The organism is Lichenicoccus roseus (genome assembly GCF_005844085.1).
Taxonomy (GTDB): Bacteria; Pseudomonadota; Alphaproteobacteria; order Acetobacterales; family Acetobacteraceae; genus Lichenicoccus; species Lichenicoccus roseus.
Genome location: NZ_VCDI01000004.1, coordinates 274,162 through 287,895, shown reverse-complemented (window position 1 = coordinate 287,895; position 13,734 = coordinate 274,162). Strand labels below are relative to the sequence as shown.

At 66.6% G+C, this 13,734-nt stretch carries 12 protein-coding genes; all 12 read left to right on the top strand.

The window, feature by feature from the left end:
* The first annotated feature begins 2 nt into the window (after positions 1-2).
* Positions 3-1,046 carry an NAD(P)-dependent alcohol dehydrogenase gene (locus tag FE263_RS13655; RefSeq protein ID WP_138326567.1) on the top strand — a complete coding sequence of 348 codons (1,044 nt, stop codon included), beginning with the start codon at positions 3-5 and terminating at the stop codon, positions 1,044-1,046.
* Complete coding sequence (locus tag FE263_RS13650; protein WP_138326566.1) at positions 1,043-2,056, top strand: CobW family GTP-binding protein; 1,014 nt, start codon at positions 1,043-1,045, stop codon at positions 2,054-2,056. Before FE263_RS13655 ends, FE263_RS13650 begins: the two co-directional genes overlap by 4 nt.
* Positions 2,056-3,207 carry a WD40 repeat domain-containing protein gene (locus FE263_RS13645; protein WP_138326565.1) on the top strand — a complete coding sequence of 384 codons (1,152 nt, stop codon included), beginning with the start codon at positions 2,056-2,058 and terminating at the stop codon, positions 3,205-3,207. Before FE263_RS13650 ends, FE263_RS13645 begins: the two co-directional genes overlap by 1 nt.
* A complete protein-coding gene (locus tag FE263_RS22135) occupies positions 3,200-3,376 on the top strand; it encodes a hypothetical protein (RefSeq protein ID WP_171034106.1) in 177 nt (58 codons plus the stop codon). Before FE263_RS13645 ends, FE263_RS22135 begins: the two co-directional genes overlap by 8 nt.
* Before the next feature lie 417 nt (positions 3,377-3,793).
* Entirely contained in the window at positions 3,794-5,419 is a 1,626-nt protein-coding gene (locus FE263_RS13640) for an aromatic/alkene/methane monooxygenase hydroxylase/oxygenase subunit alpha (protein ID WP_240759553.1), read from the top strand.
* A 75-nt stretch (positions 5,420-5,494) separates the two neighbouring features.
* Positions 5,495-6,538 (top strand): NADH:ubiquinone reductase (Na(+)-transporting) subunit F, encoded by a 1,044-nt coding sequence (locus FE263_RS13635; RefSeq protein WP_138326563.1) that lies wholly within the window; start codon positions 5,495-5,497, stop codon positions 6,536-6,538.
* A 66-nt stretch (positions 6,539-6,604) separates the two neighbouring features.
* Positions 6,605-7,705 carry an aromatic/alkene monooxygenase hydroxylase subunit beta gene (locus FE263_RS13630; protein ID WP_138326562.1) on the top strand — a complete coding sequence of 367 codons (1,101 nt, stop codon included), beginning with the start codon at positions 6,605-6,607 and terminating at the stop codon, positions 7,703-7,705.
* 61 nt (positions 7,706-7,766) lie between these two features.
* Complete coding sequence (locus FE263_RS13625) at positions 7,767-8,090, top strand: MmoB/DmpM family protein (RefSeq protein WP_240759548.1); 324 nt, start codon at positions 7,767-7,769, stop codon at positions 8,088-8,090.
* A 44-nt stretch (positions 8,091-8,134) separates the two neighbouring features.
* On the top strand, positions 8,135-9,154 hold the full coding sequence (locus FE263_RS13620; RefSeq protein WP_138326560.1) for an amidohydrolase family protein: 1,020 nt from the start codon (positions 8,135-8,137) through the stop codon (positions 9,152-9,154).
* A 12-nt stretch (positions 9,155-9,166) separates the two neighbouring features.
* Complete coding sequence (locus tag FE263_RS13615) at positions 9,167-9,964, top strand: iron-sulfur cluster assembly protein (RefSeq protein ID WP_138326559.1); 798 nt, start codon at positions 9,167-9,169, stop codon at positions 9,962-9,964.
* Positions 9,965-10,035: 71 nt separating this feature from the next.
* Positions 10,036-11,673, top strand: a complete 1,638-nt coding sequence (groEL, locus tag FE263_RS13610) for a molecular chaperone GroEL (RefSeq protein ID WP_138326558.1) — start codon at positions 10,036-10,038, stop codon at positions 11,671-11,673.
* Positions 11,674-11,716: 43 nt separating this feature from the next.
* Entirely contained in the window at positions 11,717-13,702 is a 1,986-nt protein-coding gene (locus FE263_RS13605) for a sigma-54-dependent Fis family transcriptional regulator (protein ID WP_138326557.1), read from the top strand.
* The last annotated feature ends 32 nt before the right edge of the window (positions 13,703-13,734 follow it).

Sequence of the window (13,734 nt, the reverse complement as noted above, 5' to 3'; positions counted from 1 at the left end):
CGATGAAGGCTGCCATACTCGAGCGATACGACGAGGCGCTGACCAGCGAGCAGTTCGTCCGCTACACCGACGTCGAGGATCCCAGGATCGACGGCCCGAACGATGTCATCGTGCGCATCGGCGGCGCCGGCGTCTGTCGCACTGACCTGCACATCGTCGAGGGCATCTGGCGAAGCAAGGTGGAGGTCAGGCTGCCCTACATCATGGGGCACGAGAACGCAGGCTGGGTCGAGGCGATCGGGCGAGGTGTCGAGGGCGTCAAGGTCGGCGACGCCGTGGTCTGTCATCCGCTGGTGACCAGCGGCCACTGTCTCGCCTGCCGCCGTGGCGACGACATGCACGCCACCGACAGCAAGTTTCCCGGCATCAACGCCAATGGCGGCTATGCGCAGTATCTGCTCACCGGCGAGCGCGCCCTGATCAAGCTGCCGAAGTCGCTGACGCCGAAGGACGTGGCCCCCTATACCGACGCCGGGCTGACCGCCTACCGGGCCACCAAGAAGGCGTCGCGGCACCTGCTGCCCGGACAGTATGCGGTGGTCATCGGCGCCGGCGGCCTCGGCCATATCGGCATCCAGGTGCTGAATGCGCTGTGCGCCGCGGAAATCATCGCCATCGACCGCGCCGATGCCGGCCTCGCGCTGGCGAAGGAATGCGGTGCGCATCACCAGGTGAAGGCGGACGGCAACGAGGTGGCCGCGATCATGGAGCTGACCGGCGGGAACGGTGCCGAGGCGGTGATCGATTTTGTTGGCGAGGGCGACGCGATCGCCCGTGGCCTGGCGATGACCCGCAACGGCGGGTACTACTACATCGTCGGCTATGGCGGGAAGATCGAGATCCCGACCATCGACATGATCACCTCCGAGAAGACCATCGTCGGCAATCTCGTCGGCACCTACCCGGAGCTGGTCGAGCTGATGGCGCTGGCCGATCGCGGGCTGGTCAACCTGGTGACGCGGGAATATCCGCTCGAGCAGGCCAACCAGGCGCTGCACGACCTGCATCACGGCCGCATCAAGGGGCGTGCGGTGCTGGTGCCATGACGCAGCCGGCAGCAGCCGTCGAGGCAGTGGCCACCCAGGATCGTCGCGTGCCGGTCACCGTGCTGACCGGCTTCCTCGGTGCCGGCAAGACCACGCTGCTGAACCGTATCCTCTCGGAGGCGCATGGCCGGCGCTATGCGGTGATCGTCAACGAGTTTGGCGAGCTGGGCATCGATGGCGGGCTGGTGGTCGGCGCCGAGGAGGAGGTGTTCGAGCTCAACAACGGCTGCGTCTGCTGCAAGGTCCGCGGCGACCTGCTGCGGGTGATCGGCGGCCTCTCGAAGCGTCCGGGCCGGTTCGACGGCATCCTGATCGAGACCTCCGGGCTCGCCGATCCCGCGCCGGTGGCGCAGACTTTCTTCAGCGACGACCTGGTCCGCCACTATGCGCGGCTGGACAGCATCGTCTGCGTGGCCGACGCGCGGCATCTGGTGGCCAACCTCGCCGGCAGCCGGGAGGCTCCGGCGCAGCTGGCGCTGGCCGATATCGTGCTCGTCAACAAGACCGACCTGGTCGATGCCGCGGGACTGGCGGCGGCGGAGAACGCGGTGCTGCGCGCGAACCCGTCGGTACGGCTGCTGCGCAGCGTGCGCGCGGCGGTGCCGCTGGACGAGGTGATGGATCGCGGCGGTTTCGACCTGTCCAGGCTCGACCTGCGGGATATCGAGCCTGATACGCATCGTCACGAGCCCCATGTCGCGCGGCACGGCGACACCATCGGATGCGTCAGCCTGCGTCTCGACCGGCCTCTGGAACGCACGCAGTTCATGGCGTGGCTGCAGCGTCTCGTCATCGAGCAGGGCGCCGATCTGCTGCGCGCCAAGGGGATCGTCGACCTCGCCGAGACGGAGGAGCGGTTCGTGTTCCAGGGCGTGCACATGATGATGGACACCGAACTCGACCGGCCCTGGCGAGCGGACGAGACCCGGGACAGCCGGCTGGTGTTCATCGGCCGGCACCTCGATCGCGAGGACATGCTGCACACGCTGAAACTCTGCGAGGCGGCCTGATGCGCGGGCTTCCGATCGGCGCCTCTTCCGGATCGCCGTCGCCGTTGCTGGACGTGCTGGGGGCGTCCTGGGCGCTTGGTGCCCCGGTAGCCGGTGTCGCGTGGGACGGCGACCTCGCAGGCTTCGGGCTCGGCGACGGCTCGCTCGCCATGGGGCGCGCCCAATGGCAGGGCGGTCCGCAGCTGGAGCCGGTCGAGGGTGGCACGCGGCTGATCCCCGCCACGCAGGCGCAGCCGCCGGCGACCCGCCTCCGTGTGCATGACGGCGCCTGCCTTGCGATTGCCCGCCACCCGGGCGGCGGCTTCCTGACCGGCGGCGACGATGGCGTGCTGGCCGGCACGGATGCGGAGGGCACGGTCACGGTGCTGGCCAGGCAGCCGGGCCGCTGGATCGACCTGGTCGCGTCCGGTGCGTCGGGCTGGACGGCCGCAGCCAGCGGACGGCAGGTCGCACTCGGCGGGCTCGGCCAGCATATGCTCGACCTGCCGGCCACGGCGACCGCGCTTGCCTTCGACGCCGGCGGCGGGCGGCTCGCGATCGCGCATTATCGCGGCGTCACCCTCTGGTCGCCGGACGCACCGGTCCGCGTGCTGGTGACACCGGGATGCCCGCTTTCGCTCGCCTGGAGCCAGGACAGCGCCTATCTCGTCGCCGGCCTGCAGGAGAACGCCCTGCATGGCTGGCGCCTGTCGGATGCCGGCGACATCGAGATGGGCGGCTATCCCGGCCAGCCGCGCTCGCTGTCGTTCTCCGCAGGCGGCCGCATCCTGGCGAGCAGCGGCGCGCCACGGGTGGTGTGCTGGCGCTTCGATCCTCCCGGGGAAGGCAGCACGCCGATCGAATGCGGCCTGCCGAGCAGCCGGTTGCCGGTCTGCCGGGTTGCCTGCCATCCGACCCGGCCGTTGATCGCCGCCGGCTACCACAACGGCGCCGTGCTGCTCTGCCAGCCGGGCAGCGACGACGTGCTGTTCGTGAAGTCGTCCGGTGGCGGGTCGGTCACCGCGCTCGCCTGGTCGGACGATGGTGAGCGATTGGCCTTGGGGACCCAGGGCGGCGAGGCCGGGCTGATTCCGTTGCCGGGCCTGCTGTTCCGCTTCGCTTCGTCCGATCCGACATCAACCCCTGCCAGCGGAGCCGTGCGACATGAGTGACGAGAGCTCGTCCAAGGATGGCTTCTTCGAGCGGCTTGGGCTGCTCTCCGACGAGATGATCGCAGCCCACGGCAAGGACTTCACGATGGGCGCGCTGGTCCTGGCGGCGCGCTTCATCGCCGAGGGGAAGCCGGTCGGGCGCCGCCCCGCCGCCGAGAGCGGGCACTGAGGTTCGGATGGGTGCCGCTGTCGCAGGTCTCGTGCGGGAGCGGACACACTGTCCCAAATTGGGACATGCTGCAGAGCAATAAAGCTGTTGCGAACATTGAATTCGAGGCTATCCGCCAAATAAAACACGCCACAGCGGTGGCATAGCACTTGCACTGAAGGCCTTTGCGTAGTTGAATATCCCTCGAGCACAGATACCAAGTATCTGGGAATGCTGCGGCGCACCAGGATGGGCCGGATAAGCTAAAAACAATATGTCCGAACTAATCGGACAGGCTGATTGCCGGCTATGCAAGCGTAGAAGCTGTCATTCCCGAATACTGTTGCATCAAGTGCAGGGCTACGCGCAGTGCAACCCAAGAGGAGCTCCAATATGTCGGCTAGTCTTTCGCTTACGAAAATCACCAGCCAGAAAGGGATGAGCATCGCAGACGCGGCCAAGCGCACCGCCGATCTCGGCTGGACGCCAAGCTACGTGCAGGAAGCGATGACCTTCCCGACCGACTACAAGATCAAGAAGGCGCCCCGCGACCCGATGAAGCAGGTCCTGCGGTCGTACTTCCCGATGCAGGAAGAGAAGGACAACCGGGTCTACGGCGCGCTCGATGCGGCGCTGCGTGGCGACATGTTCCGCAATGTCGAGCCGCGCTGGGTCGAGTGGATGAAACTGTTCCTGTCGATCATCCCGTTCCCGGAAATCTCCGCGGCACGCTCGATGGCGATGGTGGCCCGCCTTGCGCCGGGTGAGGAGCTGCGCACCGGGTTCACGATGCAGATGGTGGACGAGTTCCGCCACTCGACCATCCAGATGAACCTCAAGAAATGGTACATGGAGAACTACATCGACCCGTCGGGCTTCGACATCACCGAGGCAGCGTTCGGCAAGTGCTATGCGACCACCATCGGCCGCCAGTTCGCCGAAGGCTTCGTCACCGGTGACGCGATCACCTCGGCCAACATATACCTCACCGTGGTCGCCGAGACCGGCTTCACCAACACCCTGTTCGTGGCGATGCCGTCCGAGGCCGCGCGCAACGGTGACTACGCGCTGCCGACCGTGTTCCTGTCCGTGCAGTCCGACGAGAGCCGGCATATCGGCAACGGCCATTCCATGCTGATGTCGATCATCAACGATCCCGACAACCACCAGCTGATCGAGCGCGACCTCAAATACGCGTTCTGGCAGAACCACGCGATCATCGACGCCGCGGTCGGCACCATCGTCGAATACGGCACCACGAACCGCGACAAGAACAAGGAGAGCTATGCCGAGCTCTGGCATCGCTGGATCTACGAGGACTACTACCGGACCTATATGCTGCCGCTCGAGAAGTACGGCATCAAGATCCATCATGACGACGTCAATGCGGCATGGGACCGGATCGTCAAGAAGAACTACGTGCACAAGACCGCGCAGTTCTTCTCGGTTGGTTGGCCGGTGGCGTTCTGGCGCCAGGAGGCGATGACCGAACGCGACTTCGAGTGGTTCGAGCACAAGTATCCCGGCTGGTATGCCGAGTTCGGCAACTACTGGAAGTGGTATGCGAAGCTGAGCCAGCCGGGTGAGCAGAACATCCTGTTCAACCAGGAAGTCGGCTACGTGTATCCGCATCGCTGCTGGTCGTGCCTGGTGCCCTGCCTGATCCGGGAGGACATCAAGACCGACACCGTCGACGGCAAGCTCTACACATACTGCTCGGAAGTCTGCCGCTGGACCCACAAGACCGCCTTCGCGGCGGAGTACGAGGGTCGTCCGACGCCCGCGATGGGCCGCTTCAGCGGTCGCCGCGAGTGGGAGGATTGCTACCATGGCTGGGACCTGGCCGACGCGCTGGTCGATCTCGGCTTCGTGCGCAGCGACGGCAAGACGCTGGTGCCGCAACCGCATCTGCATTTCGACGACAGCAAGATGTGGACGCTGGACCATGTGCGCGGCAACACCCTCGGCAGTCCGCTGCGGACCCTGCGCGAAATGACACCGGAGGCGCGCGAGGCGTCGCTGGCCACCTATCGCGCCGGCTTCACCATCACTTCGCCGAACTGACGCCAGAGACAGGAAAGGGGGCCGGCCTCGCGCCGGTCCCCGACCCGCTCCCCAATTTTGGAGACTTGATCTTTCATGGCCGATGCAACCGGCTTCACCGTCCGCTTCGAGCCCGTGGGCGTCGAGATGGACGTGCATGAGGGCGAGACCGTGCTGGACGCCGCGTTCCGGCAGGGTATCTCGGTCATGCACGGCTGCAAGGAAGGCCAGTGCGCGAGCTGCAAGTCCCGGCTCGTCGAGGGCGACATCGAGTTGCTGAAATACTCGACCTTCGCCCTGTCCGACGCCGAGCGGGAAACCGACCATATCCTGCTCTGCCGGACGCTGGCGTTCAGCGACATCACCGTCGAGCTGCTGAACTACGACGAGGACCTGATGAGCCGCTCGATCGCGGTGAAGGAGTTCCCCGGCTGCGTGGTATCGGTGACCTCCCTGACCCACGACATACGGTTGCTGACGGTCGAGCTCGAGACACCGCTGCGGTTCTGGGCCGGGCAGTATGTGGACCTGGCCTTGCCGGGCCATGGCGTGACGCGGGCGTACTCGATGGCTAACCCACCGACGGGTGGCACCACGCTCGAGTTCATCATCAAACTCTACTCGGGCGGCGCTTTCTCCGCACTGCTGGATGGCAGGCTGGCAGCGGGCGACGCCGTGGTCGCGAAGGGCCCGTACGGCACCTGCTTCCGGCGCGAAGGCCGGACCGGGCCGATGGTGCTGATCGGCGGCGGGTCCGGAATGTCGCCGCTCTGGTCGATCCTGCGCGATCATGTCGCCGGCCGGGAGCAGCGTCCGGTGCGCTTCTTCTACGGGGCACGCACGCGCAACGACCTTTTCTTCCTCGACGAGTTCAGGAAGATGACGGCGGCGCTGCCGGACTTCGAGTTCATCCCGGCTCTGTCGCACGCCGATCCGGCGGACCCGGAGCCCTGGGACGGAGAAACCGGCTTCATCCACGAGGTGGTCCGTCGACGCCTGGCGGCCGAACAATTCGGCGATGGCATCGACGCCTATTCCTGCGGGCCGCCGCCGATGATCGATGCGGTGCTGCCGGTGCTGCAGATGGCCGGCGTCGAGCCCGAGCACATCTATTTCGACAAGTTCACCACAGCGATCTGAGGGCATCGGCCTGGTAGCGGGCGGGCCGCCGCTGCGCCGGTCATTCGAGCAACAAGGGACGCGACCATGAGTTTGACACAAGAGCCGATCGCTGATGCCAAGCCGGAACCGAAGTCCGGGGCCGCGGGAGCCGCCAAGTTCGCGGGGTCCGAGAGCCGCAAGTACAACTATTTCGATCCCAAGGGCCGGCGGGCGACCCACTACGAGGACATGACCGTCGATGTCCAGCCAGACCCGGCGCGGTATCTTCTGCAGGACTGGATCATCAATTTCGCCGATGGAACGCCGACCTACTCGCAGAGCTGGACGCAGGCGAAGAGCAGCAACTGGCACCTGTTCCGGGCCGTCGACCAGGAGTGGGAGCGCACCCACTACCAGCGGCAATCGACGATTGTCGGCATGATTGCCAACGTCACCGAGAACGGCCGTCGTTCCGGTGCGGTCAAGCGGTTCGACCGCGCGTGGGTGAAGGTGCTGCAGGACCATCTCGGTGCCTACAAGCACGCGGAGTTCGGCCTTGGCATGGCGACGATGCAGGCCCAGCGATACGGCTACACGCAGATGATCAACAACGCGATCCTGACCAACTCGTCGTACAAGCTGCGCTTTGCCCAGGACCTGACGCTGTACCTGGGCGAGATCGGGCTGGATCTCGACAAGTTCGACCAGGATGCCGGCAAGGCGCACTGGCTGGACGATCCGCTCTGGCAGGGCGTGCGCCGGTTGATCGAGACCATCGGCGGCTCGACAGACTATCTCGAGCAGTATTTCGCGGTGAACGTGGTGTTCGAGCCGCTGGTTGGCGAGCTGTTCCGCAGCGGCTTCGTGATGCAGGTGGCGGCGTCTCAGAACGACTTCATGACGCCGGCGGTAGTCTCGGCGGCAGAGGGCGACTACGAGCGCAACCTGGCCAATACGATCGAGCTGTACCGGATCCTGGTCAACGACGAGCATCATGCCGAGGTAAACCGGGTGCTGTTCGAGGGCTGGGTGAACAAGTACGGCACGTTGGCGACCGAGGCCGCCTATCAGCTGCAGCCGATCTGGTCGCAGCCACGGGTGAAGATTGCGCCCTTCGTCGATGCGCTCGAGCAGTCGCACGACCGCCTGCGCGCGATCGGCGCCGAGATCGGCATAGACGTCAGTTCGGTCGTTCCGACCCGCTGACCGGCCAGACTGCTTACAAAGGAACAGAACCATGTCCCATACGGACAATATTTTCCAATCCATGAAGGACCTCAAGTTCGAGGGCACCATCTCGCACCAGTGCGGGGTGACCATGAACGACAGCGTCGAGGCGCGCGCCATCGCCGAGGTGATGGGCGAGAAGCCCGGCATCACCGTCACCTACATGCCGGCAATGATCCGGATTGACGGCGAGGGCCGGCTGGACTTCAAGATGGACGAGATCAGCGAGCGGCTGGGACGCGAGATCACCCCGCATCTGTTCGAGATTTCGACATCGACGCATTACGGCCGGATGGTCCTGATCGACGACAACACCGTGTCGCTGTTCGGCAACATGGACGACGTCAAGGAATACATTTCCTAACACGCCGCAGGGCGCGCCAAGACAAAAGAGAGGAAGGTCATACGATGTATCGCACCAAGGATGGCGAGGACATCTTCATCATCGACGGGCACGTCCATAACTGGGATGCGCGTCCGGAAAACCAGAAGAACGTGCACGGCGCCGAGTTCATCAACTGCTTCTACGCCTACCATACCGGGTTGAGCCCGAAGGAAGAGCTCTGGAGCCGCGAGAAGTTCGAGCGCTACGGGTCCGAGCAGATGGTGCGCGACCTGTTCATCGACGGTCCGGACGACATGGCGATCCTGCAGCCGACATACCTGAAGGACTTCTACGTCAACGGCTTCAATACGACCGAGCAGAACGCCGAGATCGCCGAGCAGCATCCGAACCGCTTCATCCTCAACGGCGCCTTCGATCCGCGCGACGGCGAGCGTGGCATCGAGGCGCTGCATGCGCTCGCCGAGAAATACCACCTGAAGGGGGTCAAGCTCTATACGGCGGAGTGGAAGGGCGAGAGCAAGGGCTACAAGCTGTCCGACAAGGAGAGCTACCGCTATGTCGAGGCGGCGCAGAAGCTCGGCATCAAGAACATTCACGTGCACAAGGGCCCGACCATCCTGCCGCTGAACCGGGATGCGTTCGACGTCGCCGACATCGACGATGTCGCGACCAGCTTCCAGGGCATGAACTTCATCGTCGAGCATTGCGGCCTGCCGCGCCTGGACGATTTCTGCTGGATTGCGACCCAGGAGACCAACGTCTACGCGGGTCTCGCGGTGGCGCTGCCGTTCATCCACAGCCGGCCGGCCTACTTCGCGCACATCATCTCGGAGCTGCTGTTCTGGGTCGGCGAGGACAAGATCCTCTACGGCAGCGACTACGGCATCTGGACGCCGAAATGGCTGGTCGAGAAGTTCATGAACTTCGAGCTGCCGGACGACGTCGCCCGCGAGACCGGTGTGTCGCTGACGCGTGAAACCAAGAAGAAGATCCTCGGCCTGAATGCCGCGCGCCTCTACGACATCAATGTCGAGGAGCAGAAGCAGAGGCTCGGTCTCCGCGAGCGCGTGGCGGCAGAGTAGCGGAGCGGGGCGATGTCCTATCTTGTGCCTGTCACGGGCGAGGGCGGTCGGGTCAGCGAAGTGCTGGCCCGGCTTGCCCGGGTCGATGACCCGGAACTCGACGAAAGCGTGCTTGATCTCGGTTTTGTCACCGGCGTCGGTGTCGACGACGCCGGAGCAGTCGATATCGGCTTCCGGCTGCCGACATACTGGTGCGCCGCCAACTTCGCCTTCCTGATGGCGGACGACATGCGGCGCGAGGTGGCGTCGCTGCCCTGGGTCGGCCGCATCCGGCTCGAACTGGGCGACCACATGTATGCCGAAACCATCAACCGCGCGATGGCGAGCGGGCAGTCCTTCCAGGAAGCATTCGCCGAGGAGGCCGACGGCAACCTGGAGGCGGTGCGACACATCTTCGCGCTCAAGGCATTCCAGCGGCGGCAACTGGCGGTGCTCAACCACCTGAGCGGCGCCGGCCATGACGAGGCCGCCATCCTGTCGCTTTCGATCGGCGGCCTGCGGTCCGTCGACCTGCGGCCTGAGGGCGCTCGTCTGGTCGCCCGCTATCTCGCCCGTCGCAGCCTGGTGGGGCCGGCCGGCGATGCCGACCCGGCGTTCGTCAACGAGCGGGGCGACGCGGTCACGCCGGCATCGTTCGCTGCCCATCGCCGCGACCTGCGCCGGGTGACGGTGAATGTCGAGTTCAACGGCGCGCTCTGCCGCGGTCTGCTGGCGGCACGCTTCGGCGAGGCGCTGCCCGAGCCGGCCCGCGAACCGACGCTGCTCGACTTCGTACGTGGCCGTGCGGGGGGACGACCGATACCGGCCTGACCACCGTCCCACTGCCGCAAGACCAAGAACAAGAATGCCGCTCGCAAGAGAACAGGCTGGGGAAGCATGACATGGCCAAGATGATGCTGCACGACGAGGCTGCCCGCGAGGCGCTCGGACGCGGAGTGGCAAAGCTCGCCAAGGCGGTGCGCGGCACGCTGGGGCCGAAGGGCATGAACGCCATCATCGATCGGCCGGTCGGCACCCCGCTGGTGTCGCGCGACGGCGTCAGCATCGCGCACGAGATCGAGCTGGAGAACCCGTTCGAGAACATGGGCGCGCAGGTGGTGCGCGAGGTCTCCCACCAGACCAACGAGGTCGCCGGCGACGGCACCACCACCGCCACCGTGCTCGCCGACGCGATGGTGCAGCAGGGGCTCGCGGCGCTGGCCCGCGGCGCCAATCCGGTCGAGCTGGTGCACGGGCTGGAGCAGGCGGTCGACGCCGCCGTCGCGGCGCTGAAGCACAGCGCGCGGCCGGTGGCGGGGCTGCGCGAGACGCGGGCGGTTGCGGTGATCGCCGCCAACGATGCGGCGATCGGCAGCATGGTGGCAGAGGCGATCGACCGGGTCGGCGAGACCGGGATCGTCACCGTCGAGTTCGGCACCAATGTGGAGACCACGCTCGAGGTGGTGGACGGCATGTCGTTCGACCGCGGCTACCTGTCGCACCACATGGTGACCGACATCGAGCGCATGCAGGTGGTGCTCGACGAGCCGCTGATCCTGATGACGGATTGCAAGCTGACCAGCCAGGCCGACGTGGCGGCGATCGAGGCGATCCTCGCCGGCAGCATGCAGCCGTTGCTGATCATCGCCGAAGAAGTGGCGCCGGCCTGCGTGGTGCAGCTGCTGGCGCGCCGCGACCGCAACCAGGCGCCGGTGGCGGCGATCCATCCGCCCGAATACGGCCATTGGCGCAAGTCGATGCTGGAGGATATCGCGATCGCCACCGGCGGCCGGGTGATCGCGCGCGACCTCGGCGGCAGCATCGCCGAAGTCCAGCGACGCGATCTCGGCAGCGCGCGCCAGGTGCGGGTGTCGGCCGACCGGACGCTGATCATCGCCGGCGGCGGCGATGAGACCGCGATCGCCGCGCGCCGCACCCAGATCAGCCGGCAGTTCGACAACGCGCCGCAGAACATCGAGCGCGACAAGTACCAGGATCGCCTCGCCAAGCTGTCCGGGGGATCGGCAACGATCCATGCCGGCGGTGTCACCCCGGTGGAGCAGAAGCGGCGCGTCCAGCTGATCGAGGATGCGATCAATGCGACGAGGGCGGCGGTCGAGGAGGGCATCGTCCCCGGCGGCGGCACCGCCATGCTGCAGGTCGTGCCGGATCTGGCGGGCCTGGTGGACAGCCTGTCCGGCAGCGCACGCGAAGGCGCCAACCTGCTGCTGTCGGCGTTGGCGGAACCACTCACCTGCATTGCGGCGAACTGCGGCCTGTCGCCGCAGGAGATCGTGAGCCGGGTGTCGGCGTCGCCGCGCGGCACCGGCTATGACGCGCGCAGCAACAGCTTCTGCGACCTGATCGAGGCCGACGTGATCGATCCGGTGCGCGTCACCACCACGGCGATCCGCAATGCCGCTTCTGTCGCCGGCCTGATCCTGACGACGCAGACCCTGATCGCCACCAGGCCGGACAATTTCGATCCGACCGCGGGTGTTGCACTCGGCGGCGGCGGCGAGCTGCTGGGGCGGGCGTGATGGCGACGCTGCCCGGAAGCCAAGGGTCGTGCCGGTAGGTCGGATGACCGGACGCGTCGCGGCACACCGGGCGGGTGCCGGCCGGCCACGCCTTGCCGATCCGGTGCTGCTCGCGACCCCGGCGATCGCGCGGCATACCGAGGCGAGCGACACCATGGAGGCGTGGGAGCGCTTCCTGACCGGCGATGGCTCGGTCATGGTGCCGTCGCGCAACTTCGTGGTGGCGTCCTGGCTGCGCAGCCGCCAGCTCGGCATCAATCCAACCGGGCGCTCGGCGCCGATCGTGGCTTCCGGTGGCGCCATGGCGTTGCTGCGGGCACGCAATGCCGAGCTGCTCGCCGCTGCCGGCGAGGTATTCGCCCAGGTCGGCGAGATGTTCAGCGGCTCGCGTTCGATGATGCTGCTGACCAACCGCGATGGCGTGATCCTCGAGGTGGCCGGCGATCCGCACACGCTGGGCGAGGGCGAGGAGATCCACCTCACGCCAGGCGGCGACTGGCGCGAGCAGTCGATCGGCACCAACGGCATCGGCACAGCGATCGCCACCGGCCGGCCGGCGCAGGTGCATGCGTCGGAGCATTTCTGCGAGGGCATCAAGGCCTGGACCTGCGCCGCCTCGCCGGTGTTCGAGCCCGGCACCGGGGCGATGCTGGGGGTGATCGATATCTCCGGGCCGCCCTCGACCTACCAGCGCAACAACCTCTCCCTGGCGGTGTCGACAGCGCGGCAGATCGAGCTGGTGCTGGCCGAGCGCGCGATGCACGAGCGCATGCGCCTGCTGGAGATCTGCCTCGACCGCGTGTCGGAAGCCGACGTGGCCGGCATGGTGGCGATCGACCGGCGCGGGCGGCTGGTGCACAGCACCGGCCGGGTGCCGTCGATGGTGGCGATCGGCCAGCGCGTCCCCGGCCTCGATGACAGTTCGGCGGTGGAGGCCTGGGCGGACCGGTTGCCGGACGGGCTGCGTCCGGAGTGGTTCAGCCCGGTGCGCTTCGACGGGCGCTCGATCGGCGCGGTGCTGGTGGTGCCGTCGCAGGTGCGGCCGGGCACCGCCTGCGCCGTGCCGGCGAGAACGGCAGGCGAGGCCGATTTCGACCGCATCATTGGCCGGAGCGCGGGCATGGTCGAGACCAAGGCACGCGCGCGCAGGCTGGTCGGCAAGCCGGTCCCGGTGCTGATCCACGGCGAGACCGGGGTCGGCAAGGAGCTGTTCGCACGCGCGATCCATGGCATGGCAGCGGGTGACGAGGCGGATGGCGGCCGCCGTCCGTTCGTGGTGTTCAACTGCGGCGCCGTCGCCCGCGACCTGCTTGCGGGCGAGCTGTTCGGGCATGTCCGCGGCGCCTTCACCGGGGCGACCAGCGAGGGCCGACCCGGCAGGTTCGAGATGGCACACGGCGGCACGCTCTGCCTCGACGAGATCGGCGAACTGCCGCTCGACCTGCAGCCGGTGCTGCTGCGGGCGCTGGAGGAAGGCGTCATCTACCGGCTGGGGGATGGGCATCCGCGCCCCGTCAACGTCCGGCTGCTGTGCCTGACCAATCGTGACCTGCTGGCAGAGGTCGCGGCCGGACGCTTCCGGAAGGATCTCTATTATCGCATCAGCGTCACCACGATCCGGCCGCCGCCGTTGCGCGAGCGCACGGGCGATGTTCCTGTCCTGATCGAGCATTTTAACAGAAGCCTGTCGGCTCGGCACGGGGTACCGATGCGCCGGTTCGGACCGGAGGTGATGCGGCTGGTGGAAGCGTATCACTGGCCCGGCAACGTCCGCGAACTGCGCAACATGGTCGAGAGCCAGCTGCTGATGGCGGAGCAGCCCGACGTCGAGGTAGGCGAATTGACGATGGAGACGGTGCCGGCACCACCCGGTGCCACGATTGCCGGTGTTGCGACGCTCGGGATGGCCGAGCACGCGACGATCCTGCAGACAATACGGAACTGCAATGGAAATCTTGCAGCAGCGGCAAGGCTTCTTGGCGTCTCGCGCAGCACGCTCTACAGGAAAATGAGCAGCGCCCACTTCTGAAGACTATGAAGACGCAACAAAAGCGTCGATTA

What these genes read in the sequence shown, in the direction of transcription:
- FE263_RS13655 (WP_138326567.1), top strand. Translation starts at nt 3, where the DNA reads ATGAAGGCTGCCATACTCGAGCGATACGACGAGGCGCTGACCAGCGAG.
- FE263_RS13650 (WP_138326566.1), top strand. Translation starts at nt 1,043, where the DNA reads ATGACGCAGCCGGCAGCAGCCGTCGAGGCAGTGGCCACCCAGGATCGT.
- FE263_RS13645 (WP_138326565.1), top strand. Translation starts at nt 2,056, where the DNA reads ATGCGCGGGCTTCCGATCGGCGCCTCTTCCGGATCGCCGTCGCCGTTG.
- FE263_RS22135 (WP_171034106.1), top strand. Translation starts at nt 3,200, where the DNA reads ATGAGTGACGAGAGCTCGTCCAAGGATGGCTTCTTCGAGCGGCTTGGG.
- FE263_RS13640 (WP_240759553.1), top strand. Translation starts at nt 3,794, where the DNA reads ATGAGCATCGCAGACGCGGCCAAGCGCACCGCCGATCTCGGCTGGACG.
- FE263_RS13635 (WP_138326563.1), top strand. Translation starts at nt 5,495, where the DNA reads ATGGCCGATGCAACCGGCTTCACCGTCCGCTTCGAGCCCGTGGGCGTC.
- FE263_RS13630 (WP_138326562.1), top strand. Translation starts at nt 6,605, where the DNA reads ATGAGTTTGACACAAGAGCCGATCGCTGATGCCAAGCCGGAACCGAAG.
- FE263_RS13625 (WP_240759548.1), top strand. Translation starts at nt 7,767, where the DNA reads ATGAAGGACCTCAAGTTCGAGGGCACCATCTCGCACCAGTGCGGGGTG.
- FE263_RS13620 (WP_138326560.1), top strand. Translation starts at nt 8,135, where the DNA reads ATGTATCGCACCAAGGATGGCGAGGACATCTTCATCATCGACGGGCAC.
- FE263_RS13615 (WP_138326559.1), top strand. Translation starts at nt 9,167, where the DNA reads ATGTCCTATCTTGTGCCTGTCACGGGCGAGGGCGGTCGGGTCAGCGAA.
- groEL (WP_138326558.1), top strand. Translation starts at nt 10,036, where the DNA reads ATGGCCAAGATGATGCTGCACGACGAGGCTGCCCGCGAGGCGCTCGGA.
- FE263_RS13605 (WP_138326557.1), top strand. Translation starts at nt 11,717, where the DNA reads ATGACCGGACGCGTCGCGGCACACCGGGCGGGTGCCGGCCGGCCACGC.